General features: G+C 60.6%; 24 protein-coding genes. 15 read left to right on the top strand and 9 right to left on the bottom strand.

Annotation, left to right across the window (positions count from 1 at the left end; all coding sequences use genetic code 11):
* Positions 1-19: 19 nt before the first annotated feature.
* The 7 genes from ACZZ0Q_RS11720 to ACZZ0Q_RS11690 are packed head-to-tail and all read left to right on the top strand — an operon-like array spanning position 20 to position 7,102.
* On the top strand, positions 20-1,216 hold the full coding sequence (locus ACZZ0Q_RS11720; protein WP_463560595.1) for an MFS transporter: 1,197 nt from the start codon (positions 20-22) through the stop codon (positions 1,214-1,216).
* Between the two features lie 17 nt (positions 1,217-1,233).
* A complete protein-coding gene (locus tag ACZZ0Q_RS11715; protein WP_463538859.1) occupies positions 1,234-1,806 on the top strand; it encodes a cupin domain-containing protein in 573 nt (190 codons plus the stop codon).
* On the top strand, positions 1,803-2,786 hold the full coding sequence (locus tag ACZZ0Q_RS11710; protein ID WP_463560594.1) for a fumarylacetoacetate hydrolase family protein: 984 nt from the start codon (positions 1,803-1,805) through the stop codon (positions 2,784-2,786). Before ACZZ0Q_RS11715 ends, ACZZ0Q_RS11710 begins: the two co-directional genes overlap by 4 nt.
* Before the next feature lie 10 nt (positions 2,787-2,796).
* On the top strand, positions 2,797-3,771 hold the full coding sequence (locus ACZZ0Q_RS11705; protein ID WP_463538860.1) for an NAD-dependent epimerase/dehydratase family protein: 975 nt from the start codon (positions 2,797-2,799) through the stop codon (positions 3,769-3,771).
* Positions 3,764-4,549 (top strand): cyclase family protein, encoded by a 786-nt coding sequence (locus ACZZ0Q_RS11700; protein WP_463538861.1) that lies wholly within the window; start codon positions 3,764-3,766, stop codon positions 4,547-4,549. Before ACZZ0Q_RS11705 ends, ACZZ0Q_RS11700 begins: the two co-directional genes overlap by 8 nt.
* A gap of 16 nt (positions 4,550-4,565) precedes the next feature.
* Positions 4,566-6,200: an arylsulfatase gene (locus ACZZ0Q_RS11695; RefSeq protein ID WP_463560593.1), complete on the top strand. Its 1,635-nt coding sequence runs from the start codon at positions 4,566-4,568 to the stop codon at positions 6,198-6,200.
* A gap of 56 nt (positions 6,201-6,256) precedes the next feature.
* Complete coding sequence (locus ACZZ0Q_RS11690) at positions 6,257-7,102, top strand: cache domain-containing protein (RefSeq protein WP_463542181.1); 846 nt, start codon at positions 6,257-6,259, stop codon at positions 7,100-7,102.
* Positions 7,103-7,171: 69 nt separating this feature from the next.
* Here ACZZ0Q_RS11690 and ACZZ0Q_RS11685 read toward each other — a convergent pair whose 3' ends face one another.
* Entirely contained in the window at positions 7,172-8,575 is a 1,404-nt protein-coding gene (locus ACZZ0Q_RS11685) for an MFS transporter (protein WP_463560592.1), read from the bottom strand.
* A 59-nt stretch (positions 8,576-8,634) separates the two neighbouring features.
* On the opposite strand from ACZZ0Q_RS11685, the gene ACZZ0Q_RS11680 reads away from it, so the two are divergent.
* Positions 8,635-9,096: a helix-turn-helix domain-containing protein gene (locus tag ACZZ0Q_RS11680; protein WP_463538865.1), complete on the top strand. Its 462-nt coding sequence runs from the start codon at positions 8,635-8,637 to the stop codon at positions 9,094-9,096.
* Here the strand turns inward: ACZZ0Q_RS11680 and ACZZ0Q_RS11675 are convergent.
* The 3 genes from ACZZ0Q_RS11675 to ACZZ0Q_RS11665 all read right to left on the bottom strand — a co-directional run bounded on the left by ACZZ0Q_RS11675 (position 9,093) and on the right by ACZZ0Q_RS11665 (position 12,758).
* Positions 9,093-11,279, bottom strand: coding sequence for a putative bifunctional diguanylate cyclase/phosphodiesterase (locus ACZZ0Q_RS11675; protein ID WP_463538866.1), 2,187 nt, complete (start codon positions 11,277-11,279; stop codon positions 9,093-9,095). The two genes, ACZZ0Q_RS11680 and ACZZ0Q_RS11675, sit on opposite strands and share 4 nt — an antisense overlap.
* Positions 11,276-11,821, bottom strand: coding sequence for a heme NO-binding domain-containing protein (locus ACZZ0Q_RS11670; RefSeq protein WP_463538867.1), 546 nt, complete (start codon positions 11,819-11,821; stop codon positions 11,276-11,278). The genes ACZZ0Q_RS11675 and ACZZ0Q_RS11670 overlap by 4 nt, the downstream gene beginning before the upstream one ends.
* Before the next feature lie 463 nt (positions 11,822-12,284).
* Positions 12,285-12,758, bottom strand: a complete 474-nt coding sequence (locus ACZZ0Q_RS11665; RefSeq protein WP_463538868.1) for a MarR family winged helix-turn-helix transcriptional regulator — start codon at positions 12,756-12,758, stop codon at positions 12,285-12,287.
* Between the two features lie 285 nt (positions 12,759-13,043).
* Between ACZZ0Q_RS11665 and ACZZ0Q_RS11660 the strand changes: the two genes are divergently transcribed.
* The 5 genes from ACZZ0Q_RS11660 to ACZZ0Q_RS11640 all read left to right on the top strand — a co-directional run bounded on the left by ACZZ0Q_RS11660 (position 13,044) and on the right by ACZZ0Q_RS11640 (position 19,242).
* The gene (locus ACZZ0Q_RS11660; RefSeq protein WP_463538869.1) at positions 13,044-13,997 is read left to right on the top strand and encodes a PDR/VanB family oxidoreductase; all 954 of its coding nucleotides are present in this window, start codon (positions 13,044-13,046) and stop codon (positions 13,995-13,997) included.
* 48 nt (positions 13,998-14,045) lie between these two features.
* On the top strand, positions 14,046-15,125 hold the full coding sequence (locus tag ACZZ0Q_RS11655) for a Rieske 2Fe-2S domain-containing protein (RefSeq protein ID WP_463538870.1): 1,080 nt from the start codon (positions 14,046-14,048) through the stop codon (positions 15,123-15,125).
* 81 nt (positions 15,126-15,206) lie between these two features.
* The gene (fdhA, locus tag ACZZ0Q_RS11650; RefSeq protein ID WP_463538871.1) at positions 15,207-16,406 is read left to right on the top strand and encodes a formaldehyde dehydrogenase, glutathione-independent; all 1,200 of its coding nucleotides are present in this window, start codon (positions 15,207-15,209) and stop codon (positions 16,404-16,406) included.
* 193 nt (positions 16,407-16,599) lie between these two features.
* On the top strand, positions 16,600-17,934 hold the full coding sequence (locus ACZZ0Q_RS11645) for an MFS transporter (RefSeq protein ID WP_463538872.1): 1,335 nt from the start codon (positions 16,600-16,602) through the stop codon (positions 17,932-17,934).
* Between the two features lie 30 nt (positions 17,935-17,964).
* Entirely contained in the window at positions 17,965-19,242 is a 1,278-nt protein-coding gene (locus ACZZ0Q_RS11640; protein WP_463538873.1) for an OprD family porin, read from the top strand.
* A 387-nt stretch (positions 19,243-19,629) separates the two neighbouring features.
* Here ACZZ0Q_RS11640 and ACZZ0Q_RS11635 read toward each other — a convergent pair whose 3' ends face one another.
* The 5 genes from ACZZ0Q_RS11635 to ACZZ0Q_RS11615 all read right to left on the bottom strand — a co-directional run bounded on the left by ACZZ0Q_RS11635 (position 19,630) and on the right by ACZZ0Q_RS11615 (position 24,852).
* Positions 19,630-20,394, bottom strand: a complete 765-nt coding sequence (locus tag ACZZ0Q_RS11635; protein ID WP_463538874.1) for a CHAD domain-containing protein — start codon at positions 20,392-20,394, stop codon at positions 19,630-19,632.
* 45 nt (positions 20,395-20,439) lie between these two features.
* Entirely contained in the window at positions 20,440-20,859 is a 420-nt protein-coding gene (locus tag ACZZ0Q_RS11630; RefSeq protein WP_463538875.1) for an arsenate reductase ArsC, read from the bottom strand.
* Positions 20,860-20,997: 138 nt separating this feature from the next.
* Entirely contained in the window at positions 20,998-21,867 is an 870-nt protein-coding gene (locus ACZZ0Q_RS11625; protein WP_463538876.1) for a phosphate/phosphite/phosphonate ABC transporter substrate-binding protein, read from the bottom strand.
* The gene (locus tag ACZZ0Q_RS11620) at positions 21,855-24,116 is read right to left on the bottom strand and encodes a putative bifunctional diguanylate cyclase/phosphodiesterase (protein WP_463542182.1); all 2,262 of its coding nucleotides are present in this window, start codon (positions 24,114-24,116) and stop codon (positions 21,855-21,857) included. Before ACZZ0Q_RS11620 ends, ACZZ0Q_RS11625 begins: the two co-directional genes overlap by 13 nt.
* A 148-nt stretch (positions 24,117-24,264) precedes the next feature.
* Complete coding sequence (locus tag ACZZ0Q_RS11615; protein WP_463538877.1) at positions 24,265-24,852, bottom strand: TetR/AcrR family transcriptional regulator; 588 nt, start codon at positions 24,850-24,852, stop codon at positions 24,265-24,267.
* Between the two features lie 161 nt (positions 24,853-25,013).
* Here ACZZ0Q_RS11615 and ACZZ0Q_RS11610 point away from each other — a divergent pair, with 161 nt between their 5' ends.
* Together ACZZ0Q_RS11610 and ACZZ0Q_RS11605 are read left to right on the top strand one after the other, a co-directional pair.
* Positions 25,014-26,096 (top strand): alkene reductase, encoded by a 1,083-nt coding sequence (locus tag ACZZ0Q_RS11610; RefSeq protein ID WP_463538878.1) that lies wholly within the window; start codon positions 25,014-25,016, stop codon positions 26,094-26,096.
* 30 nt (positions 26,097-26,126) lie between these two features.
* Positions 26,127-26,915, top strand: coding sequence for an SDR family NAD(P)-dependent oxidoreductase (locus tag ACZZ0Q_RS11605; protein ID WP_463538879.1), 789 nt, complete (start codon positions 26,127-26,129; stop codon positions 26,913-26,915).
* Positions 26,916-26,999: the final 84 nt, after the last annotated feature.

The raw sequence follows: 26,999 nt of genomic DNA, 5'->3' as shown, positions 1-26,999 counted from the left end.
ACAATCGCAGGAGCCCGCTATGTCCACTAACCGTCAAGCCGGCTTGCCGCAATCGCTGTTGCTGCTGTTGGGCAGCTGCCTGCCCGTACTCGGTGCGGTGCTGTTGGCACCCGTACTGCCGCGTATGCAGGAACACTTTGCCAGCACACCCGGCGCCACCGTTCTGGTGCCCATCGCCTTGACCTTGCCGGCCTTGGTCATTGCCCTGGTGGCGCCATTCGCCGGTTTGCTGGCCGACAAGGTCGGGCGCAAGCCGCTGCTGCTGGTGGCGATGTTGCTGTACAGCGTGTGCGGTCTGTTGCCGTTATGGCTGGATTCGTTGCACGCCATTGTTGCCAGCCGTGCCGGTATCGGTCTGGCTGAAGCGGCAATCATGACTGGCTGCACCACGCTGATGGGCGACTACTACAACGGCGCCCGCCGCGAGCGTTTGTTTGCCATGCAGATGGTCGCGACCTCCCTTTCCGCTGCGGTGTTCATGGCCGTTGGCGGCCTGCTGGGCGAGAACGGCTGGCGCACGCCGTTTGCCTTGTATGCGGTGGGCCTGCTGTTTCTGCCGCTGATGGCCAGCTTGTTGTGGGAGCCCAAGGGCGACGCCGAACACGCCGGCCCGGCCGAGCACACCGGCCCGTTTCCGCTGCGCCGCCTGGCGCCGCTGTATGTGCTTACGGTGCTGGCCGGCGTCAGCCTGTTTGTGGTGCCGGTGCAGGCCGGTTACCTGTTGAGCTTGCTGCATGTGGATGCGCCGCAGCAGATCGGCATGACCATGGGGGCCAACCAGCTCGGCGTGCTGGCCGGCGCCATCGGCTTTCGCATGCTCAGCGGCCTGGCGCCGCACAAGCAGATGCTTCTGGCGTTTTTTCTGGCCGGCGTCGGCGGGCTGATGATGGCCGTGGCAGGCAACCACGCACTGGTGGTGATCGCCGTGCTGGTCAATGGCCTGGGCATCGGTCTGATGCTGCCCACGCTGATCACCTGGATCATGAGCCAGGTCGACTTCCCCCAACGCGGCCGCGCCGCCGGTGGTTTTACCGCGGCCATCTTTGCCGGCGAATTTGTCAGCCCGTTGGTGGTGCTGGCGATTACCCACGGTGAAAACACGCTGCTGCCTACGGCGCTGGGCATCGTCGCCGCCCTGCAATTGCTGATCGCACTGGCCTGCCTGGGCTTGCCGAAAAACGCCAACCGGGCCGCCGTAATCGGCACCCCGTTGTAAGCGCACGAGGACTTTTCATGTCAGCACTTCCCAGCTTCAAACGCGTGGTCACCGGCCACAACGCCCAGGGCCGCGCGGTTGTCGCCAGCAGCGGCGCCACGCCGAACGTGTTCCCGTTGGCTGCCGTGCCCGGCACGGTGTTTTACGAAATCTGGAACAGCACCGGCGGCCCGGCCGTGCTGGACAACGCCGACGACCCGACTGCCAAGCCCTTGCAACTGAGCCCCGAAGCGTCGGGCAGCGTGATTCGCGTGGTGGATATTCCGCCAGACAGCGTTCAGAACCCGATCAGCGCAGAAGACGCCGCTGCTGCGTTCGCCGAAATCGGCCAGGCCCATGCCGGCACCGGCACGGCCAACTCCAAACACAAGCTGATGCACCGCACCGAAACCCTGGACTACGGCATCGTCACCGAAGGCGAGGTGTGGCTGGTTCTGGACGACGAAGAAGTGCGCCTGACCCGAGGTGATGTGGTGGTGCAACGCGGTACCAACCACGCCTGGAGCAACCGCACCGCACACATGGCACGCATGGTGTTCGTGCTGCTGGACGGGCGCTTTGCGCCGCCATTGAAGGAGAACGCGCAATGAAACTGGCCACCCTGAAAAACGGTGCACGGGATGGGCAACTGGTAGTGGTGTCCCGCGACAACACCTGGGCGCTGCAAGCCGACTCCGTCGCTCATACCTTGCAGCAGGCCCTGGAAAACTGGGCCAGCGCCGAGCCGCGCTTGCGCCTCCTGGCCGATGAACTGAACGCAGGGCGAGCCGTTGGCGCCTTTGCCTTTGACCCTGAACACGCCATGGCGCCGTTGCCGCGCGCCTACCAATGGTGCGACGGCTCGGCCTTCATGAGCCACGGCGCGCTGATGCAAAAAGCCTTCAACCTGGCGCCCATCGAAGGCGCCGACCTTACGCCGCTGATGTACCAGGGCGCGGGCGATGATTTTATCGGCGGCCGCGACGACGTCCCGCTGCCCAGCGAAAGCCAGGGCATCGACTTCGAAGGCGAGTTTGGCGTGCTGGTCGACGATGTGCCCATGGGCTGCAGCGCCGAAGACGCCCTGGCGCATATCAAGCTGATCGTGCAAATCAACGACGTCAGCCTGCGTGCCCTGGCCCCCCGGGAAATGACCACCGGGTTTGGCTTTCTTCAGGCCAAGCCGTCGTCCAGTTTTGCGCCGCTGGCGATCACGCCCGATGAACTGGGCGAAGCCTGGCGGGCAGGGCGCGTGCACTTGCCGTTGCAGGTGCAGTGGAACGGCGAGTGGTTTGGCCATCCCCATGGCAGTGAAATGAATTTCCACTTCGGCCAATTGATCGCCCATGCAGCGCTAACCCGGCGTTTGCGTGGCGGCACGGTGATCGGTTCGGGCACGGTCTCCAACAGCGATCGCAGCGTCGGCTCAGCCTGCATTGCCGAACGCCGGGCGATTGAAATGATTGCCCATGGTGCACCGCAGACCGGCTTTATGCGCTTCGGCGACCGGGTGCACATGGAGGTGCTGGGCGCAGACGGTCAGTCGCTGTTTGGCGGTATCGATCAGCGTGTCGTTCAGGCCCAGGCCTAAGGAGTCGCCGATGCGTGTGCTCATTACCGGCGCCAATGGCTTCGTCGGCCGTGAACTGCTGCGCTGCCTGCTGGCGCGCGGCACGGTGTGCGGCAAGCCGATCACCACGTTGTTGGCGCTGGATACAAACCTCGACGGTTTACCCCACGACCCGCGCGTGCGTCGCCACGACGGCAGCGTTACCGATGCCGCGCTGCTGCGCCGCGTGCTGGCCGACGGCGTGGACGTGGTCTTTCACCTAGTGAGCATTGCCGGTGGGCTGGCCGAGGAGCAGTACGAGCTGGGTTACCAAGTAAACCTGCTCGCCAGCCTTGAGCTGCTCAACCAACTGCGTAACCGAGCGCGGCCGCCGGTGCTGGTGTACGCCAGCAGCGTGGCGGTCTACGGCGGCAATCTGCCGGCGCGCATGAATGAACAGGCGCCGCTCAAACCCGAGCTGTCGTACGCCACCCACAAAGCCATGCTGGAAGCCATGGTGCTCGACCTGGCCCGGCGCGGCGAAGTAGATGGCCGTGCCGTGCGCCTGCCCGGCATCGTCGCAAGGCAGCGTGAACCCAACGGCTTGCGCTCGGCATTTATGAGCGACTTGATGCGCGCGTTCGCCGAGGGCGACGCCTATTGCTGCCCCGTATCGCCGCAGGCCACCTGCTGGTGGATGTCTGCACGCCATTGCGTCACCAACCTGATTCACGCCGCCGAACTGCCGCCACAGCAGGTCGTTGACCAGCGGGTATGGCAGCTGCCGGTGCTGCAGTTGTCCATCGCCCAGGTGGTCGATGCCCTGGCTGCCGTCTACGGCGAAGCGCGCCGCGCGCTGATTACCTATGCGCCCGTTCCGGCACTCGAAAGCCTGTTTGGCCAACTGCCGCCGCTGAAAACACCGTTGGCCCGCGCGGCCGGTTTCAGCCATGACGGCAGCGTGGCCGCGCTGATCCGCAATTCCCTTAATCCACCCGCACTTCGTGGAGCGCCTGCCCATGTTTAAACCCAGCCGTCGCCTGGTCGACCTGTCTGTCACCCTCGACAACAACCCCTACACCGACCCGCCACCCTTGCTGCCGAAAATCGATTACATGGACCACCAGCAAGGCTGGCCGGAAATGGCTGCCATGTTTCCGGGCCTTGAGCTTGAGCAGATGCCCGGCAATGAGTCGTGGGCTGCCGAGCGCTTGCAGATCACCACCCACAGCGGCACCCACATGGACGCGCCGTGGCATTACGCCTCGACCACCGACGGTGGCAAGCCGGCGTTTGGCATCGATGAACTGCCGCTGGACTGGTGCCTGCAACCCGGCGTGAAGCTGGATTTTCGCCATCTGCCCGATGGCCATGTGGTAACGGCCAACGAAGTGGAAGCCGAGCTGGCGCGCATCGGCCATGCCTTGCAGCCGCTGGATATCGTGTTGGTAAACACCCGCGCCGGTGCCTTGTTCGGCCAGCCGGGTTACCTGGAAGCCGGCGTTGGCATGGGCCGGGAAGCGACGATGTATCTGCTCGAACGCGGTGTGCGCGTGGTGGGCACCGATGCCTGGAGCTGGGACGCACCATTCAAATACACCCGCGAGCGCTTTGCCGAGAGCGGCGACGCCTCGATTATCTGGGAAGGGCACAAGGCCGGGCGCGATATTGGTTATGGCCAGATGGAAAAACTCGCCAACCTGGAAAGCCTGCCTGCCCATGGCTTTGTGGTGTCGTGCTTCCCCTACAAAATCAAACACGCGTCGGCGGGATTCGTTCGCGCTGTGGCCATTTTCAACGACTAAAACAAGAGAGAGCTGTATGCCGTTTTCGCCTGCCGTTTCTGCCGGATTGCACGGTGCTGCGCTGCTGCTGTGCAGCTCGGCGTATGCCGCCACGCCACCCAACATTTTGTTGATAGTCGCCGATGACCTGGGCTACTCGGACCTGGGCAGTTACGGCGGCGAAATCAATACGCCAAGCCTCGATCAACTGGCGAAAAACGGCGTGCAGATGACCAGCATGTACGCCGCGCCGACCTGCTCGATCACCCGTTCGATGCTGATGTCCGGCACCGACAATCACCTGGTCGGGCTGGGCACAATGGCCGAAGCGTTGCAGCCATTTCAGCGCGGTAAACCCGGCTATGAGGGTTACCTGAACGGGCGCGCTTACTCGATTGCCGAACTGCTTGCAGCGGGTGGTTACCGCACCGCCATGGTGGGCAAATGGCACTTGGGCCTGGAGGCCGATCAGGGCCCGGACAAGCGCGGTTTCCAGCAGTCGTTCAGCCTGCTGGAAGGGGGGGCGCCGCACTTCAAACCCGCCACCGAGCAGCCGGCGAAAATCGAGCAGGTGCACTACCGCGAAAACGGCCAGCCAGTCGAGCTGCCGGAGAATTTCTACTCCACTGATTTCTACACCGACAAACTGCTCAGCTACCTGAAAGCGGGCAAGGCAGACGGTAAACCGTTTTTCGCCTACGCCGCCTACACGGCGCCGCACTGGCCCTTGCAGGCGCCAAAAGCGTATCTGGACAAATACCAAGGTCGTTTCGATCAAGGCTACGACAGCGTTCGCGCCAGCCGGATCGAGCGCATGAAGGCACTCGGCATTTTGTCACCCGAGTCCGTCGCAGCAAGGCCGCTTCCGGTTAACCCGAAGTTACCCGGCTGGGACCAGCTCACGCCTGAACAAAAGCGTACCGAAGCGCGAAAAATGGAGATCTACGCGGCCATGGTCGACAACCTCGACCACAACATTGGCCGGCTGGTGAGCTACCTGCGCGAGAGCGGGCAGTACGACAACACGCTGATCGTGTTTATGTCTGACAACGGTGCCGCCGGCGAAAACCACACCCAGTTCTACCCGGCCGGCGCACACACCAACAACGCCTACGCCAACCTCGGCCAGCGCGGTTCACAAATCGACTATGGCCTGCGCTGGGCAGAAGTCAGCGCCGCGCCGTTTCACCTGTTCAAAGGCACCACCGCAGAAGGCGGCATCAGCGTGCCGGCCATCATCAACCTGCCCAAAAGCCTTCATCGCCAAGGCATAGAGCGCGGCATCGCGCGGGTCGATGACCTGGCGCCGACGTTCCTTGCTGTCGCCGGGCTACCCATTCCCAATGACGCCACCAAACAGCCGATCACGGGCAAGTCAATGGTGCCGCTGTTAACCGGGCAGGGCAGTGCCCTTGAAAACCCGGCGCTGGCCGGCGAGCTGTTCGGCAACGCCTATTACCGCGAAGGTAACCTGAAGCTGCTGGGCATGCGCCCGCAAACCGGCTTTGGCGAAGCACCGCAGCCGCCGCAATGGCAATTGTTCGACCTGAGCAAAGACCGTGGCGAGACCACCGACCTGGCTGCCGCCCAGCCGGAAACCGTGCAGCGACTCAAAGCCGCGTGGATGGAATACGCCAAGCAGGTGGGCGTGGTTTTTCCGCCGCGTCCGTAGCCTTTCCTGATACCGAACAGGCGGCTGCACTGGCCGCCAGGAGCCGAACCTTGGGCATTATTCGAACGATTGGTTGCGCCGTACTGGCCTTGCTTTCGATTACTCAAACCTGCCGTGCCGAAACCGGCGTGGAGCCGTCCGCCGCGACGCGCAAGCTGCTCGACAGCGCCGTGGACTACTACCGCACCCAGGGCGACGCCGCGCTTGCCGCGTTCAGCCGCCAGGGCGAATTCATTGACGGTGAGCGCTACGTGTTTGTCGTCGACACCCACGGCACCATGCTTGCTAGCGGCGGGCCGTCGGCGGTGCTGATCGGCCGTAACGTCAACAAGGTGCTACCGCCCGAACTGCGCGCAGCGTTTGCCAAGGCGCTGAACACCAAAGAAGAAGAGGGCGTGCAAAACGCCGAATACCCGTGGAAAAACTGGGCAGACGGCCGGGTAGAGCGCAAACGGGTGTTCTTCCGTCGAGTGGGCGAACGCATTATTGCCGTCGGCCATTACCTGCCACGGGCCACACCCGAACAAGCCGCGCAACTGCTAAGCAAAAGCGCCCAGGCCATCGAGCAGAACCCGGCGGCGAGCTTCAAAGCCATCAACGAACTCTCCGCCGACTTTCGCGAAGATGACCTCTACGTCTTCGTCATCGACCTCACCACCCGCCGCTACGTCGCCCACGGCTACAACCTGCGCCTGCTGGGCGTGGACTTCGCCACCATCCACGACCCACAAGGCAAACCCGTCGGCGCACCGATACTGGCGCTAATGGCCAAGCAGGAGGAGGGCGGCTACGACTACCGCTGGAAAAATCCGGTAACCGGCAAGGTGGAAGACAAACACGCGTTGCTGCGCAAGGCGGGCAATTACGTGGTGGCGGTGGGGTATTACCGAAATGGCAAGTAGGGCAACAGCGGGCGAGCCACGCTAGGTCGTATAGCCGTCGTTGCAGCACGGCGTTCACTCTGTTGCCGATCACCCGTTCGCCACGCGGGGAGACGGTGTGGCAAGGAAGAAGAGGGCAGTCATGCACAGGCCGGCTGCTGCTAAAAAAGTGATGCCGAACGCGTGGGTGATGCCCTGTGGGGAATTCTGCGCGAGCAGTTGATGGTCGAGTATGCGTGCAAAAAGCACCGGAGCCAGTGAAGCGCCGGCAAGCAATCCCAATGTGCGAGACAGCCCGAGTAATCCTGAGAGCGCGCCTCGGTGCTGCAGCGCAATTTGCAGCATGGCGGACGTGTTGTTGGCGGCCAGGAACAATTGAAAACCTGGCGTGGCCAGCGCTATGCCGATCAGGTAGCCGGGAACACCAATGAGCGCCGGGAGCACTGCCAGGGCGATGAGGCCGGCGCTTGACAGCCCCAGGCCTGCACGCAGTGTTCGCGCCGCGCCGAAGCGGTCGGTAGCGCGCCCGGCCGGCAGGCCCGACAGCGCCGCGATGAAAGGTCCTACCGCCATCACCAGCCCGGTTTGCGCAGCGCTTAGTCCCAAGCCAAAAACGAGAAACAATGGCCCGACCACCAACGTGGCCATCATGATGCTGCCCACCATCACGTTCATGCACAGCGACGAGGCCGTGTCGCGGGTGCGTACAATTTCAATAGGAATCAGCGGGTTGGTAGTTGATCGCGCGGTACGAATGAAGAGTAGAAACGCTGTTGCGCACAGCATAAGCAGCTCGACTGACAGGGCAACTACCCTGTCGTTGCCTCCGGTAGCCGCGAGTGCCAAACAAAACAGTGCGGTGCAAAACCAGAAGCAGCCCTTCCAGTCGAAGCGCTCATTCAACGGGGTTGTTCGTTCCGTCTGAGGGATGGTCCGCAGCGCCATCCCTACAACGCCAGCGGTACAAAGCACTAACAGCACGAACAGCGAGCGCCAGCCAAAGGCATCAGTCAGCAGGCCGCCGATGGCGGGCCCCATGGCGGTGCCAATGGCCGAAACAGTTCCAAGCAGGCCCATGGACGTTCCCAGCCGGTCGGATGGAACCAATGTTTTGATAATTGCCATGGGCAGCGACATTAATACTGCCGCCGCCAAGCCCTGCGCCGTGCGCGCAGCAATTAGCCACCCCAGTGTCGGCGCCATTGCAGCAGCCACGCAGGCCAGGACGAACAGCACGAGCGCGCCGAGCAACACACGTCGATTGCCGAACAGATCACCCATTCGCCCGGCCGGAACGATGGCCACCGTTACCGCCAGCAAATACGCAACGACCACCCATTGCACCTGCGGCACGTCTGCAGAGAAATCATGTGCAAGGGTTGGCAGCGCAACTGCGGCAATGCTCGTACCCAGCGAAGCCAGTGAAACGGCGCCGGCCAAAGCAACTAACGCCAGCGTACGGGTCGAGGCGAAAGAATCATTTTTCATCTGCATGCTGCCTGTTGAGCGAGTGATGGCCTACTATCCAACTTCAAGTCAACTTGAGGTCAAGCATGAAGCTGATCGATATCGGCGCCCTTGCAAAGGTCAGCGGATGCAGCGCGTCCACGTTGCGTTATTACGAAGAGATTGGCTTGATCAAGCCTGTGGCCCGCAATGGCCTGCGTCGGCAATACAACGAAGAAACCATCGCTCAGCTCGCGCTGATTTCTCTAGGAAAGTCCGGCGGTTTTTCGCTTGATGAAATCCGGAGCATGTTCGACGGCAATCAAACCCCAACACTGACGGGTGCAGCGCTGCATCAAAAAGCCGATGAGCTGGACAGCCAGATTCAGCGCATGACAACCATGAGCCGGCTGCTCAGACACGTGGCCGAATGTCCGGCGCCTTCGCACATGGAATGCCCGAGGTTTCGCACGCTGTTGCTTTCAACAAATACGAGCGCAAGTGCCGGGAGAATCAGGAAGGCGATTGCACCGCGAAGTCGGCAATCGGCGGCGAATCGAGATAGTTAGCGCGGCAACCCCGGAGGTAACGGTGCGCCATTGAGGGTTTCCAGCAGCCGGTTGAAGGCCTCGATGCTGAGCGGCGGGTAATAGTAGTAACCCTGCACCTCGTCGATACCTTCGGCCTGTACCAGGTTCAACTGCTCGGCGGTTTCGACGCCTTCGGCGGTGGTTTGCAGCGACAGGCCACGACACAGGCTGGCGATCGACGACAACAAGGCGCGACCACGCGGCGACTGTTCCAGGTCGGAGATAAAACTGCGGTCGATTTTCACTCGGTCTAGCGGCAATTCTTTCAGGTAACTGAGGGAGGAATAGCCGGTGCCGAAATCATCCAGGGCGATGCGAAAGCCGGCGTCGCGCAAGGCTTGCAGTCGTTGCCGGGCGAATGCGGAATCTTCCAGCAGAATGGATTCAGTGACTTCCAATTCCAGCGCGTCTGGCGGGGCCGCACAGTGCGCCATGCTGTCGAGCAATACTGGCAGTAATTGTTCGTCGCGCAACTGGCGCGCCGACAGGTTGATAGCCAACGACAACGACCAGCCGCGCGCGTGCCAGTCGTTGAGCAACACCGAGGCCTCGCGCACGATCCAATGGCCAATCGGCACAATCAAACCGAGCTCTTCGGCCAGTGGAATAAAGGTGTCTGGCGCGACGCGCCCGTACTCGCTGGTGTCCCAACGCAACAGCGCCTCGGCGCCGACGATACGTTGGTCGCTGAGGCGTATTTTTGGCTGTAATGCCAAGCTCAATTCGTTCTGCGCTTGCGCCCGGCGCAGCAGATTGGCCAGTTTGATGCGGTGCACCAGTTGCTCGTTCAGCTCTGGGCGATAGAGCGCGTACTGGTTGCGGCCCTCGCGCTTGGCCACGTACATGGCGGCGTCGGCATGGCGCAGCAGATCGCCGGCATCGTTGCCGTGATCAGGCGCCAGGGCGATGCCGATGCTGGGGGTGGCGGTGAGAATATGCCCGGCCAGGTCCATGGGTTCGTTGAGCACGCGAATCAACTTGTCGGCGACCACCAGCACTTCGGTCTGGCTGCGTAATTCCAGCAACACCACAAACTCATCGCCGCCCCAACGGGCCACCAAATCACCCTGGCGCAACGCCTGCTGCAAGCGCTTGGCGACCTGCTGAAGCAGGCTGTCGCCAACGTCATGGCCAAACGCGTCGTTCACTTGCTTGAAGTCATCCAGGTCTACAAACAGCAGGGCCAGGTGGCAGTCGCTGCGTTGGTGTTGCAGGGCACGGTGCAAATGCTCCTGGAATTGCAGACGGTTGGGCAGTTGCGTCAGCACATCAAGGCGCGCCAAGTGCTGCAAATGATCCGCCGCGCGGCGCCGCTCGCTGATGTCGCGCAGCGATAACACCAGGTGCCCGACGTGCTGGTCGCGGCTGCGCACCAAGGTGCTGGTCAGCTCCACGGGCGTGCGTTGGCCGCTGTGGCGCAGGCAGGTCAGTTCGCCTTGCCAGTGATCGGTGCTGCACAGCGCCGGCCAGGGGCAGCTGTCGGTGGCATCCAGCAGAATCTGGTCGAGCTGCAAACTGGGCAATTGCGCGGCGGTGATGCCGATCAGATCGAGAAACGCGGCATTGGCCTGTAACACGCGGCGGTCGCTGCTCAGCACGGCGTTGGCATCGCGATTGTTCGCAAAGGCGGCGGCCAGTAAGCGCAAATGTTCTTCGGCCTCGCGCTGGCGACTGATGTCTTTACAGGTTCCGGTGATGCGTCGTGCCACGCCGTCGGCACCGCGTTCGACCGCGCGGCCTTGCGTGCGCAGCCAATGCCAGGCTTCGCCGGGCGTGTTGCGCACACGAAACTCCAAGTCGTAATAGTCGCAGCTGCCACACAGGTGTTCATTCCAGGCGAGCAGGGCGGGGCTCTGGTCGTCCGGGTGCAGGCGTTGCACCCAGTCGGCCCAGCTCAATGTTTCGCCCTGCGGATCGCCGGGCTGGCTGGAGAAATAATGCAGGCGCATCAGGTTGTCGTGAGCCTGCCATTCCCAAATCAGTTCGCCGCTTCCCCACAGTGCCAACTGCAGACGGCGCTGATCTTCTGAAGCCGCGAGGGCGCGCTTGAGCTCGACGGTGCTCTGATAGAGCTCGCGGGATTTTTCCGTGAGTAAGTGTTCGGCAGTTTTTCTCGCCTCACGCTCACGGTCGAGGCGACGCTGCCACAGTTCGTCGCTCACTGACGGGTCATATCAAAGCGAGTGGCGCTGCCATTTGCGGCACTGGGCAAGTCATGACGGCGCACACGAATGGCTTCGCCGTAATGATAAATGCAGCCCCGGATCAGGCCCTCGGCGAGGTCCGCCAGGCCACGGCTGGAACGGTAAATCAGCACCAGATGCTGAGGCGTGTGCTTCGCGGTTTCGAAGCTAGGCAGTTGAGCCTGCGGATAGAGCTTGTGGACTTCCTGGTGAACATGGCCGTCGACACTGGCGAGCAGGCTGAAGGCGTCGTGGCAGTGCGCAAGCATTTGCGGATAGGTGTGAATAAAGCGTTGAAACAGGTACTCGCCATACACCTGAACCAACATTGACTCGCTGCTGCCGGTAAGCCGGGCCAGGGTTTTGACTAGCGCCTGCATTTCCTCATGGGGGTAATAGCCGACAGCCGTGTAGGCGCCGTTGTTGCCAAGCGGGGTCTCAGTCAACATTTGATCAGCCAGGGCGGGCGAATAACGCTGCTCGACCATTTCCAGGAACTCGGTGAATACCATGCCCAGCATCGTCGGTTCCTTCGGGTGATTCGGGTCTACAGGGTATAGATGGCGTACGTGAGGGCGGCAAGTCTTGCCGCCCTCACGCGCGAGATAACGAAGTGGCGCACCCCGTCTGCCGACCGGCTTTTATAGAATCGCCGTAGCGCTGTCGGCGCGAGAAACGCCTGTTTTCCGCTCGTGCATCGGGCACGGCTTAATCGTCGCGCCTTTGCTCAGTGCATCGGCCTGCCTGCCCAAATACCAGCCCAGCGCGCCCCAGAAAGGCGAAGAGCATTTTCCGTCCAGGCCTTACAAAGGCGTACTCACCGATGCGCCGCACGAAGCGGGCGTTAAGTCTGCTGGTATGAAGATGCATGGCGGTAGCGTAAAGCCTGTTGAACGAGTATTTCAGTGTCGGGCGAATTATCTTTTTATCGGTTACATGATCAACGAGTAATAGGGGCTGCGCTTGTTGCAAGACCTAAGCCCATCAAACGAGCGCAGGCGGATCGTACTCGTTGACATACCCTACGTTGCCCTGCATCCGAGTAAGCAGGTTCACCAACGTATCAACTTCTTGAGGCGAGAAATCGCTCAACAATCGCCGCTCTCTTTCCAGAGCAACTTTAAGCACTCGGTCATGCAACGCCTTGCCTTCAGGCGTGAGGCTCACGGCGTAGCGGCGGCCATCTTTGCTGTCTACATGACCTGAAATTTTCCCTGATGCTTCCAGTGCCTGAAGTGAGCGGCTGACCGCGCTTTTGTCCAAGCCTATGACTTGGCAGATTCGATTTGCGGTGATGTTGTCTTCCACTGCGAGCAGGGCAATCACCCGCCACTCCACGACACCAACGCCGAAATGCTTTCGGTAGGTACTCGATGCGCCGGTGGCCAATTTGTTGGCGAGGAACGTCAGCAAGGCTGGTACGTAGCGGTTGAGGTCCAGCTTTTCGATATCCGACATGAAGACGAGCCTTGAAAAGTGAGATAAGCGGTATAGTCAAACTGGTTGACACCGCAACTAAATGATTGGATTCTACTGGCAGCCGCGCAGTGCGTGGGTTGCTCGCATCATAGGCGAGTAGCCGCCCCTACAAAAATAAGTAATAGGTAGCTCCAATGAACCGTATCGCCTTCAGCTGTCGTTCGCGACGCATCTCAGCCGTAACCAGCCCTCCGTAAAGCGAGCTCGCTAGCTCACCCATTTCTAATCGCTTTTTGCAGCCACTTCGATGTGGAGGGTCGTTTCATGCTCCAAGTTTTAGTTAATCGCAAGGCTATCGTTGCCGACGGCATTTGCAGTTTTGAACTCCGTGCCTCCAACGGTGAACTGTTGCCTTCCTTTACGGCGGGCGCCCATGTCGATGTGCATCTGCCATCGGGCGTGGTTCGGCAGTATTCGTTGTGCAACTCGCCTGAAGAGCGTCATCGCTATCTGATCGGGGTGCTGAAGGATCCGCTCTCCCGCGGTGGCTCCCAGGCCATGCATGAGCGGGTGGAGCAGGGCCAGATCCTGCAGATCAGTGAACCGCGCAATCTGTTCCCCCTCGCTGCTCAAGGTGAAAGCCACCTGCTTATCGCCGGTGGCATTGGCATCACGCCAATGATGGCAATGGCCTTTGAGCTTGAGCGCCAGGGTGCAGACTTCGAGCTGCACTATTGCTTTCGTTCCCGCGATCGCGCGGCGTTTCTCGATTCACTGGAGAGCGCGACGTTTGCCCATCGGGTGACGTTGCACGATGACAGCAGCGCCGTGCCGTCGAACCTCGATGCCAGCGCATTGCTGCAAAGCCCTGAAGCCGGTCGCCATATCTATGTGTGTGGGCCTGGCGGCTTTATGGACTACATCCTCACCACTGCCGCAGCGGCTGGCTGGCCAGAAGAGCAAGTACACAGAGAGTTCTTCGCTGCCGCCCCTATCGATCACGACGCAGACCAGGCTTTCGAAGTGGAGCTCGCCCGCTCAGGCAAGGTCTTCCAAATTCCTGCGGACCGCTCTGTGTTCGAGGTGCTGGATGACGCCGGTATCGAGATTGAAGCCTCCTGCGAACAGGGCATCTGTGGCTCGTGCATTACGCGCGTGCTGAGCGGCACGCCAGATCACCGCGACCAGTTCATGACCGACGCCGAGCATGCCCGCAACGATCAATTCACCCCGTGTTGCTCGCGCGCCAAGACCCCGCGTCTGGTCCTGGACCTCTGAGCGCCTCTGAATCAGCCCCTGACCCCAACCCAATATCGGGAGAACACTATGAATGTCTCAGGCAGCGAATCCCTTGCTTACGACGTAGGCACACCGGCTCCTTTACCGACCTTTCCGCTGGATCAATGGTACGTCGCAGCCCTTGGCTGGCAACTGACCGACAAGCCCGTCGGGCGTACCTTGCTGAACAAACCAGTGGTTCTGTTCCGCACCCCGGATGGTCAGGTCGCCGCCCTGGAAGACCGCTGCTGTCACCGCGCGCTGCCACTTTCCAACGGCACGCTGGATGAGCGTGGCCTCCGTTGTGGCTACCACGGGCTGCTGTTCAATGGTGACGGCAAGTGCATTGAAATTCCGGGGCAGGACAAGATCCCCAGCAAGGCCAAGGTGCCCGCCTATCACGTAAAAGAGCGTGATCAGATCGTATGGATCTGGTTCGGCAGCAGCGAGCACCCTGAGCCGAACTGCGAGCCGCCGGCGTACGACGTGCACAGCAGCGGCAAGTACATCTTCGATGGCGATGTGTACCACTACGATGCGCCGTACCAGCTTATCCACGACAACCTGATGGACTTGAGCCACCTGGGCTACGTGCATCTGCGCACCATCGGCGGCAACGCCAGCATCCATATGAACGCGGAGATGAAGGTCGAGAGTGATGACCGTACCGTGACAGTTACTCGCTACATGCCGAGCTCTGTCCCGCCACCCACCTACACAGCCGCTTACCCGTTCAAAGACCTGGTGGATCGCTGGCAGGAAATCGAGTTTCACGTCAGCCATCTACGTATCTGGACCGGCGCGGTGGACGCCAACACCGATGCCCTGAGCGACCCTGAGCGAGGTGGCTTCCACATGCGTGGTTTCCATGGCGTGACGCCGGAGACAGAGACCACCTGTCATTACTTCTGGACCATGGCCACCAACCCGCAAACCGACCACGAAGCCGTCAAAGCCAAGGTGATCGAGCAAACCGCGTTGACGTTCGATGAAGACAAAGTGGTCATCGAGGCTCAGTACCAAAACATGTGCCGCTTCGGCACGCCTCCGATGATCGATATCCATGTGGATGTGGGCGCTAACCGTGCTCGCAAGATCATTGAGCAGCTTCGCCACTCCGCTCGTTGAGTGCACAGCGGCCTGGTCCGGGCTGGCCTCAGGCCGCTGTCTTTTATCCCGCAACAGTCGTTACCCATAAGGAGATTGTGTATGTCTGATAATCGAGGCGTGGTTTATCTCGGCGCCGGTAAAGTCGAAGTGCAGAAAATCGACTACCCGAAAATGCAGGACCCGCGCGGCAAGAAAATCGAGCATGGCGTCATTCTCAAGGTTGTTTCCACCAACATCTGTGGTTCTGACCAGCATATGGTCCGTGGCCGTACCACCGCCCAGGTCGGTCTGGTGCTCGGGCACGAGATCACCGGCGAAGTGATCGAAAAGGGCAGCGACGTCGAGCATCTGAAGATCGGCGATTTGGTCTCGGTGCCGTTCAACGTGGCGTGTGGTCGTTGCCGCTCGTGCAAAGAACAACACACCGGGGTATGCCTGTCCGTTAACCCGGCCCGTCCCGGCGGTGCATACGGTTATGTAGACATGGGCGACTGGGTCGGCGGCCAGGCCGAGTACGTGCTAGTGCCGTACGCCGACTTCAACCTGTTGAAGCTGCCGGACCGCGACAAGGCCATGGAAAAGATCCGCGATCTGACCTGCCTGTCCGACATCCTGCCGACGGGCTATCACGGTGCTGTGACTGCAGGGGTAGGGCCGGGGAGCTCGGTGTATATCGCTGGGGCTGGCCCGGTTGGTTTGGCCGCGGCGGCTTCTGCGCGTTTGTTGGGTGCTGCGGTGGTGATCGTGGGCGATGTCAATCCGATTCGTCTGGCTCACGCCAAAGCCCAGGGTTTTGAAATTGCCGACCTGTCCACCGACACACCTCTTCACGAGCAAATCGCCGCGTTACTGGGCGAGCCTGAAGTGGATTGCGCCGTCGATGCCGTCGGCTTTGAAGCCCGCGGGCACGGCCATGCGGGTGCGCAACATGAGGCGCCCGCCACCGTCCTCAACTCGCTGATGGGCGTGGTGCGGGTAGCCGGGAAAATCGGTATTCCCGGCCTTTACGTGACGGAAGACCCGGGTGCCGTGGATGCCGCTGCCAAGCTCGGCAGCCTGAGCATCCGATTTGGTCTGGGCTGGGCCAAATCCCACAGCTTCCATACCGGGCAGACGCCGACCATGAAGTACAACCGGCAGTTGATGCAGGCAATCATGTGGGACCGCATCAACATTGCTGAGGTAGTGGGCGTGCAGGTCATCAGCCTGGACGACGCGCCCCGTGGCTACGGCGAGTTCGATGCAGGCGTGCCGAAGAAGTTTGTGATCGACCCGCACAAGATGTTTAGCGCCGCCTGATGCAGATGGCGGGCGAGATCACTGCTGGTCTCGCCCCTCAGCCGTGGTGTTAACCCAGTTGCCTCGCATGTTCGCTCACCTACAAAAATAAAAGGTACCGCTATGCAATTTCTTCGCTCCCGAGAATCCGGGCCGGCTTCGGCTGCCCAACGTTTGGCCATTACCCTTCCAATTGACTTGGGGGGCAGCCGACATGGATAAGTCGATTGGGCAGCAAATGGATGAAAAACCAATGGTCGGGTTCCAATGGGCGGTAATCGCTCTGTGCTTCCTGATCAATATGCTGGATGGCTTTGACGTGCTGGTAATGGCGTTTACCGCCGCCTCGGTCTCCAGTGAATGGGCCTTAACCGGTACCCGGCTCGGTTACTTGCTCAGTGCTGGGCTGGTTGGCATGGCCATCGGCTCGCTATTTATCGCGCCCTGGGCTGACCGTTTCGGTCGCCGTCCTTTAATCCTTGTTTGCGTCACAGTGGCCGGCCTGGGCATGGTGTCATCGGCGTACGCGTCTTCGCCGGAAATGCTTGCCGGGCTGCGCCTGCTTACCGGGCTTGGCATCGGTGGCGTGTTAGCCAGTAGTTACGTAATTGCCGGCGAGTTTGCCAGCAAGAAGTGGCGTGGTCTCGCAATCAGCCTGCAATCGACTGCTTATGCGCTTGGCGCCACCATTGGCGGGTTGATTGCGGCGCAGATTATTCCTGCCATGGGCTGGCGCTCGGTATTTTTCTACGGTGGCATCGTGACCTTGATGACACTGCCTCTGCTGTTTTTCTGGCTACCCGAGTCCCTGCTTTTTCTGGTTTCACGGCAACCAAAGGGTGCCCTGGAAAAGGTTAATCGGCTGCTCAGACGCGTGCACCTGGCCGCCATCAGTCAGCTACCTCACGTTCAAGCGTCCGGTCGACAGCCACTGCGCAGGACGTTTGCCGAGCTGTTTTCACCGGGCTTGCTGCGCTCCACGCTTCTCATCTGGTTGGCGTTCTTTCTGGTGATGTTCGGCTTCTACTTCGTCATGAGCTGGACGCCCAGACTTCTGGTCTCGGCAGGGTTGTCCAACCAGCAAGGCATAACGGGCGGGGTTCTGCTTAACGTCGGTGGCATTGTTGGCACCGCGGTCATCGGCCTGCTCGCCGCGCGCTTCAAGTTATCTCGTGTCTTGATTGGCTACCTGGTGGTCAATAGCGTCCTGCTCGCCCTGTTTGTACAGTTCACTTTCAATCTGAATCTGGCGTTCGGCCTTGCGCTGGCAATCGGCGTGTTTGTAAACGGCTGCGTGGCCGGTCTGTATGCATTGACTCCGACCCTCTACAGCGCTGCCCAACGGGTTACCGGTTTGGGCTGGGGCATTGGCATCGGGCGCTCGGGGGCAATACTTTCTCCGCTGGTAGCGGGGCGCCTGATTGATGCGCAATGGACGCCGGCGCAGCTGTATGTGCTTTTCGCCGGTGCCTTCCTGCTTGCCGCGCTGGCGGTCTGGGGCCTCAGAGCCCGAGCTGTCTCTTCATTGAACCCGGCAACTGCTGGCTGAACCCTCGAATAATAAAAACAGGACTTCATTATGAAGGCGTCAATGAGTAGCCCATGGCTGTGCAGCCTGGGCACTGTGGGAATGCTGTTGTCTGGATTTACCCAGGCAGCGCTGGTATCAGACTCCACCGTCACGCTGACCACCCGCAACTTCTACCTCGACAGAGATTACAAAGGCGAAACGCCCTATGCGGCGGCGCGCGAATGGGCTCAAGGTTTCATCCTTCGCGCCAACTCCGGATACACCGAGGGCCCTGTGGGTTTCGGTCTGGATCTGACCGGCATGCTGGGGCTCAAGCTGGACTCATCGCCCGACCGCACGGGCACCCAACTGCTTGCCTACAACGCCAAGACGCGGGAAGCGCGCGATGAGTATTCGGAGTTGGGGGCAGCTCTTAAAGCAAAGGTGTCCAACACGCGGGTGTCGATAGGCACCCATTTTCCCAACGTGCCGGTATTGGCCTCAAGTCCAGCCCGTCTGCTGCCGCAATCCTTTCGTGGCGCCTACCTGATATCAGAGGATGTGCCCGATGCGACGCTGCATATGGGGCGTATGGATCGAGTCAACCTTCGGGACTCCACCGACTATCAGCCGATTTACATTGCCTCGCCCAATGGCCGGTTCATCGCTGGGGCCACGTCGGAGAAGTTCGACTTGCTCGGCGGGGATTACAGATGGTCGCCAACCCTGACCCTGCGTTATTTTCACGTCGAGTTGGACAACATCTACAAGCAGGATTTTGCCGGGGTGTTGCATAGCTTGCCGTTCGGGCCAGGCACGCTGAAGACCGACATTCGCCTGTTTAATAGCCAGGAAGATGGCCGGGCGCAAGCGGGCAGGGTGGATAACCTGAGTGCCGGCGCCATGTTTACTTACCAGTTGGGTGGTCACAGCCTTGGCGTTGGCTACATGCAACAGACCGGCGACTCTGCGATGGTTTATCTGGCTGGAGGTGAGCCTGTGGTGCTAAGCGACGGCACCATGAGTGCCGACTTTGTTAACCCCAACGAGCGCACCTGGGCGGTTCGCTATGACTACGATTTTGTTGCCCAGGGGATTCCCGGTTTGACCGGTATGGTTCGTTATCTTCACGGCAGCAATATCGATTTGCCACAGCTGGGGGGCAGCAATCTCACGGAGTCCAGCAAGGATTTTGAGTTGGCCTATGTGGTGCAGTCAGGCCCTATCAAAGGGCTCGCTCTTCGAGCACGGCAAAACTTCTATCGCAACAACCTGAGTTCGGCCGCAACGTTTCGCAGCGACAACGAGACCCGCATAAATATCGATTACACCTGGAAGTTCTGGTAGCTCATCACCGTGTGAAGGACCCTGGCCCGAATCAGTACCCGTGACTGATTCGGGCATTTCCATGACGTGCAACTTGCCCTCAGACACCAAGGAATACCCATCGCTTACGTTTGACACCATCCCATCAGGCGATACCTAGCACAGCTAAAAGCGATTAGTCCGCCGTGTCGTTTTGGTTCAATTTCCTTAACCCATCGGTGCACGGCCGATTCAGGAGAGAGCCGAATAGGGGATCAGCAAATCAGGAGCTTATGACCCCCATGAACATTTATGACATAGCACTTGGTTTAACATAATATACATTATGCGAACATGACTGTACGGATTTGCGAACGCGACTACAGACATTTTCAGCGCTCTCGCTTCTTAACGGCGCTGTCTTTGCAGTCAATCCTTTTTCAGACTGGCCTGCAAATTACGCAGTTTGGCTTCTGTGGTTTTGAGCATGGCGGCACCTTCGCGCCGCCATGCGTCTTCCAAGCGCAACAGATCCGATTCCTGCTCGGCTTTTAAGCTCCACTGATGTCGATCGTGCCAGGCGCCCAAACCGCTCTGCGTAGCTTTCAGCAGCTTGCGTGACTCGGCCGACAGTGGACTCTGTTTCGGATACGCCTCGGCGGCATAACGGTTGCGTTTGATCAACAAACGCAGACGATGAGGGTCGTCATCGCTGTTATCCAGGGCATTGAGCAACTTGACCTGCTGTTTGTGCAGGCGTTTTTGTAATTGCGCCGGCCAACTTTCCAGTTCGCCTGCGCGCTCGGCGGCACGCACTGCGTGCGGCCACAGGTCCAGACCGACAAACAGATCACGCAACTCGCTGCTGCGCACCACCTGGCGGTAATGCTCGGCCAGACGCTGCTCGCGAACCTGCGCCTGCGCCTCAAGCCCTCGCTCGCGCAACTCACCGGCGAGCACTTCAAGGTCTCGAATCGGTGTGGTCAATGTGCCTACGCGTTTCGCTGCATCCTCCAACGCCTCAACGCCTCGGCTTCCGCGCAGCGGGCGCAATACGCTGCGCAAGCGCCGCACCGAGGTGCGAATGTCATGCAGCGCTTCGCTGTCGGTGTTGTTTTCCAAGCGTGCTACGGCATTGAACAGTGCCACTTCCAATTGCAGAACATGGGCCACGATGTTGTTCACCAACGACATGCACTTCCCCCTACTGCCAACAAAGCATCCAGCAGCGTTGCGTTGCTACTCGATGTCACGGTTTTTAACCAAGGTAAACATCCGCACCCGGTCGCTCAATTCCTGAAACGTATGGCGAAACGGGTCGTGCTGGTCGCTGGTGGTCGGGTCCACGAAGTTCCACACCAGCACCTGCGCCGAGCGCGGCAGTACCTGTTCTTCTTTAGACGATTTGTCGCAAAGATCGATCAAGTAATCGAACTCATGATCCTGGAATTCTTCGAGGGCTTTGCTGCGCAGACCTTCACTTGAAATGCCGGCGTGCTCCAGCGTTTCCAAGGCGCGTGGGTCAATCTGGGTTGGCTCGATGCCGGCGCTGTAGGCTTCAAAATGGTCGTGTTCAAGATGGCGCAACAGCGCTTCGGCCATTGGTGAACGGGCGTCGTTAGCGATGCAGACGAACAGAACTCGTAGTTTCTGGCTCATGGGGCTCTCCAGTGGCGAAAGTCGCGGGCAGGCTTGAGCCTAAGGATTGCGTATGACACTTGTGCTTTCGCCACCGCGCTACGAACTTCGCGACCACCCTCTCCCGCCTCGCCGAAATGCCTCGAACGGTGCGAGCCGCTACGGCGCAGTTTTCTCCATGATCTTCAGCAGCGGCGCATAGTCAGCATGGCTGACCGGCATGATGCCGGACGCGTGCTGCGAGGCGAGAAACTCGACGAGCGCCTGCGGCTCGCTGAGCATAACGGCGCGAATACGCGCTTTTAACGGCGCGCACACGTTGACGCTGAACACGTACGGGTCGTAAAAAATGGGTGCCGAACGCCACAGCACGCGCAGGGTGTCTTGTTTGATTTTGCCGCTGTTGAGGTACCCATCGGCCTGCACGCTGGACACAAACGCGGCGCCGACGCGCCCGTCGAGCAAGGCATCCAGCGATTTGTCATGGGCGCCGGTGTACACCAACGAAGCGAAATAACGGGACAGCGGCTGGCCGATTTCTGCGGCGAACTCGCCATTGGGAACAATGCCGCCGGAGGTGCTGGCCGGATCGCTCAAAGCCACTTTTTCACCACGTACGGCATTGACGTCTGCGGGGCCGTCGCGGCGAACCATCAGCAGTGACTGGTAATGGTGACCGGCCGGCGTGAAAAAGCCTTGGTTGATGGTGAGGCTGGCGAACGGCTCGATTCGCGGCTCGCGCTGGTACGCCAGAATGTACGAGGCCGGGCCGAGCCAGGCGATGTCGACGCCGCCAGAAACAATGGCGTCCACCACGCTTTCATACGAAGACGCCGCGACGATTTCCACCGGCATGTGCAAGGTGCTGGTGAGGCGTTGCAGCAGCGGCTGAAACTCCACCATCAGCGCTTCCATGCTTTTCTTCGGAATCACTGCCACGCGCAGGCTTTGTTGGCTGCACTGCGCGTAAGCGCTGGCGCTCAGTAACGCCGAAAGCAGCAGCGCTGCCAGCGCTATTAGGGCGCGCACGCGTTTTCCATGGCGCTAACGAATGGCGGATATTCGCGCAGCTTTTGTGCAGAGAGCGGTCGGCTGAAGTGATAGCCCTGGGCGATGTCGCAGCCTGCGAGCTTGAGGCAGACCACCTGGTCCACGGTTTCGACGCCCTCGGCCACCACTTCCAACCCAAGGCGTTTGGCCAGAATGATGGTGGACGAAACAATCGGGCTGTCGTCGTAGCTGTTGGATAACGGCGCGATCAGCGCCCGGTCGATTTTCAGCTTGCTCAGTGGCAGCGATTGCAGATGGGCAAAGCCGGCGTAGCCTTGACCGAAGTCGTCCAGACTGACGCCAATGCCGTTGGCGCGAAGGCGGTGTAAATGCTCAATGGCGATGCCGTCCTGGTCGAGCACGGTGGTCTCGGTAATCTCCAACTCCAGGCGCGATTTGTCGATGCCGTGTCGGGCCAGCTTGTTCAGCAGGCGCTCGCTGAAATCGCCCTGCCGCAACTGAATGGCCGACACGTTTACCGCCAGCCGCGTGGTGATGCCCTGCCCTTGCCAGTCGGCCAGTTCCTCACAGGCCAGGCGCAACACTTCCCAGCCCAGCGCGACGATAAAACCACTGCGCTCGGCCAAGGCGATAAAGCGGTCCGGATAGACCAGGCCAAACTCCGGATGCTCCCAGCGCACCAGTGCTTCGTAAGCCACCACGCTCATGGAATCCAGGCGCAGCAGCGGCTGGTAGTGCAACACGAACTGGCGCTCGCTCAAGGCGTGGCCGAACGCCTGCTCAAGGGTGAATTCCTCGATATCGGACACATTCAACGACGGGTCAAAAAACCGGAACTGCCCTCTGCCCGCGCGCTTGGCCGAATACATGGCGGCGTCGGCGTGGCGGATCAGGCTGTCGACATCCTGTCCATCGCGCGGGCAAATGCTCACGCCCACGCTGGGGCTGGTGTTGAGCTCGTGCTCGTCCAGCGAATACACCGCCGTGAGTTTGGCTACCAGCGCGCGCACCCAGGCATTGATTTGTTCTTCAATGCGCTCGCCGGCCAACAGCACCACAAACTCGTCGCCACCAAAACGCGCGGCCTCGTCGCCCGGTTCGAGTAAGCGGCTGATGCGCCCGGCCACCGCCTGCAAGAGCAAATCGCCGGTTTTGTGGCCGAGGGAATCGTTGATCGATTTGAAGCGGTCCATGTCGATAAAACAGATCGCCAGCAAACGCCGCTTACTGCGCTGCTCGGTCAGCACGCGCTTGGCCACTTCGATAAAGCGTCGGCGGTTGTGCAAACCACTGAGATGGTCGGTGGCGGCGGCATGACTGCTGCGTTTGTGTTCTTCCTCCAGGCGGCCGATCAATTCCTGGTTCACGGCTTGCGCCTGTTCCAAGGCGCTGAACGCTAACTGCCGGTTGTTCAGGGCGCGCAGCGTCCAAAGCAGGCCGCTGAGGATCAACAGTGTCATGCCCAGGTTCAGCCAGCGTTGACGGCCAAACGCCAGTTGCGGCGAGGCCAGTATTTCATCGGTGCGCTCGCTGACCATCACAGTGAAACCACGGTCGGCGACGCGGCGGTACAGGCTCTGGTACGCCTCGCCATTCAGGTAAACGCTGAGTTTGCCCACCTCGTCGGTGCTGGCGTTCAACGTCGAATGCAGCGGCACGGCGGAAATCACCACCCCGCTGTTGTTGATGCGCAAACGCTCTTGCCCTTCACCGTCGAGCAGGCTCATTAGCCCGCTGTTGCCTAGATTGATGTGCTGGAACAGTGTCGCCAGGTAACCGATATCGAGCTGCACCAACAGCACGCCATCGAGTTTGCGTGTGGTGGCGTCGGCGAGCGGCAGCAGAAATGGCAGGCGCCAGTTAGGCAAAGACGAGGTCTGCTCGCGTTCGCTAAGCCGAGGCAAAAACGCTTTGAAGCCGTAGCGCGCGGTATGCGCCTGAAGTTGCTCGAGCCAGTCGGCCGGCAGCGTTTGCGCTTCATCGTTGTGGCTGGCAGACAACAGCTTGCCGCTGCTGTCGTAAAGGCTCATGCGCTTGAGCACTGGGTCTTCGGCCAACATGCGCACCAGCCCCTGATGGCTTTGCTCACGACTTTCCGGCGTGCTTTGCGTCACTCGGCCAATGGCCTGCGCACTGTCGACCAGTTGCTGCAGGTTCTGCGCAACGATACTGGCGAGATTGAGGTGCTCCGATGCCTTGGCCGCCAAAGCTTCCTGGCGCGACGCCGCTTTTTGCTGGAAATACAAACCCCACAGCAACACCAGCATCGCGACGCACAAGGTCAGCCACAGCACCTGCAAAAATCGGGGAGACGAGAAAAACTGACGGTTCACTGCACCATCATCCGGCCACGTTGAATGGCAATCGTACAGCGCTCACATGACGGCACAATGACATCATCTGAGCGCAGACGGTTTACTCCGGTTGATGCGCAGGTGGCGGATACGACGCGCTGATTTGCCGGTGGCACGCCTGCAATATTTCGTCGGCCAACGACGAATCATCCGGGCAAGCGCGCGACAACACCACGGCGCCCACCACCTGCGCCAACAGGCTGATCATTTTTTCGCGCACTTGATCGTCCGCCGCGTTGCCGTCGGCAATGTGCTTGTGCTGCAGCCCGCTGACGGCTTGCTCAATGCCCTCGGCAAACGTGGCTTTGATGTCGGCCGGTTGGCGCGCGGCGTCGCCGCACAGGGCCGACATGGTGCAACCGCTACCGGGCGAGTCACGGTGTTGGCGCGACAGGAACAGGTCGATAAAGCCGGCGAAGTCCAATTCTTTGCTGGAAGCCCGCGACTGGGCCAGGCTGCACGCAGCGGCCTCGGCCATCAGATCGGCCTTGGAACCGAAATGTTTGTAGAACCCACCTTGGGTAAACCCAGCCGCCGCCATCAGGTCGGCGACGCCAATGCCGTCGTAGCCGCGTTCGCGGAAAAGCACCGACGCCGTGTCGACGATGTGGGCTCGATTGGCCAGCGATTGGGCTTTTGTCACTTTCATAGCAAGCGCCTCTGTTTCGTTCACATACGCGGCGAATACTACTCTGATGTCGACCATAATCAAAACCATTGACAGGTTAGATTATGCTCGACATCATAAAGCCGCCGCTTCGTTAAGGCGTGTCGGCACGCCCTCACCTTTCACCGAAACGTGGACCAGACATGAACGACAACACGCTCTTCGAACCCTACACCCTAGGCCCACTGACGCTCGCTAACCGTGTCGTCATGGCGCCGCTGACGCGTAACCGCGCTGGCCTCGGCTTTGTGCCCAGTGACTATGCGGCCGAGTACTACGCCCAGCGCGCATCAGCCGGTCTGCTGATTTCCGAGGCCACGCAGATTTCGCAGCAAGGCCAGGGCTATCAAGACACCCCCGGCATCTACACCCAGGCCCAGATCGATGGTTGGAAAGCGGTCACCGCTGCGGTACACGCCAAAGGCGGGAAAATTTTCCTGCAGCTGTGGCACGTCGGCCGGGTTTCTCACGTTGACCTGCAAGAAAACGGCGCGGCGCCGGTAGCGCCGTCGGCCATTCGCGCCGCCACCAAGGTATTCGTCAATAACGGTTTCCATGACGTCTCCGAGCCGCGCGCCCTGGAACTCAGCGAGCTGCCAGGCATTGTCGAAGACTTCCGCAAAGCCGCTGCCAACGCTATTGCGGCGGGTTTTGATGGCGTGGAAATTCACGGCGCTAACGGCTACTTGCTCGACCAATTTCTGCAAGACGGCGCGAATGTGCGCACCGATGCGTACGGCGGCTCTATCGAAAACCGTGCGCGGCTCGTGCTCGAAATCGCTGCGGCAGTGGTGAGCGAGATTGGCGCCGAGCGCACCGGCATCCGCATCTCGCCGGTCTCTCCGGCCAATGGCGTGTCCAGCAGCGACCCGCAAGGGCAGTTCGACTATCTGGTGGAGAAACTCAGCGCGCTCGGCCTCGTTTACCTGCACGTTGTAGAAGGCGCCACTGGCGGCCCGCGCAACGTCGCGCCATTTGATTTCGACTCCCTGCGCCGCCGCTTCAAGGGCACGTACATCGGCAACAACGGCTACCACCTCGACCTGGCCAACGCGCGCCTGGCCGACAACCAAATCGACCTGGCGGCGTTTGGCCGTCCATTCATTGCCAACCCGGATCTGGTCGAGCGCCTGCAAGCCGATGCTCCGCTGGCCGCACTCGACCCCGCCACGCTCTATGGCGGCGGCGCGAAAGGCTACACCGATTACCCAACGTACACCGCGTAAACCACCCTCTTCCCTTAAGGAATTACCGCCATGACCGCATTGAAATCTGTACTGATTACCGGCGCTTCGTCCGGTATCGGCGCCGTGTACGCCGAACGCTTCGCCGCCCGTGGCCACAATCTGGTTCTGGTTGCCCGTGACAAAGTCCGCCTCGACATCCTGGCCGCGCAACTGCGCGCCGCCCACGGCATTGCCGTAGACGTACTGCCTGCCGACCTGACCGAACTGCGCGACATCGAAGCCGTGGAAACACGCCTGCGTGAGGACGCCAACATCGGCATTCTGGTTAACAACGCTGGCGCCGCGCAGTCTGGCGGGTTTATTCAGCAAAGCACCGAAAGCGTCGCCCGCCTCGTGGCGCTGAACACCACGGCCCTGGTGCGTCTGGCCAGTGCAGTGGCGCCGCGCCTGGTGGCAGCCGGTGAAGGTTCGATCATCAACATTGGTTCTGTCGTGGGCCTGGCGCCTGAACTGAACATGACCGTGTACGGCGCCACCAAAGCATTCGTACAGTTCCTGTCGCAAGGCCTGACCCTGGAACTGGGGCCAAAAGGCGTGTACGTGCAGGCCGTGTTGCCCGCCGCCACGCGCACCGAAATCTGGGACCGTGCCGGCATCGACATCAATCAACTGCCGGAAATCATGGAAGTCGGTGACATGGTCGACGCCGCGCTGCTGGGCTTCGACCGTCGCGAAAACGTGACCATTCCGCCGCTGCAAGACGCCGCCTACTGGGACACCTTGCAAGGCGCGCGTCAGGCGTTTCTTGGCAACCTGAAGCAATCCACCGTCGCCCCACGCTATCGCAACGAAGCGTAACCGCTCGCACGCCGCCCCTTGTCCAAGGGGCGGCGCGCCCTTCCCCGCTTGTAGTGTTCGCTCGCGAACCGAGGCTCGGTCACT

This window comes from Pseudomonas sp. AC070, from assembly GCF_979258635.1.
The sequence above is the reverse complement of the archived record's forward strand: the minus strand, read 5'-3'. Positions and strand labels throughout refer to the sequence as shown.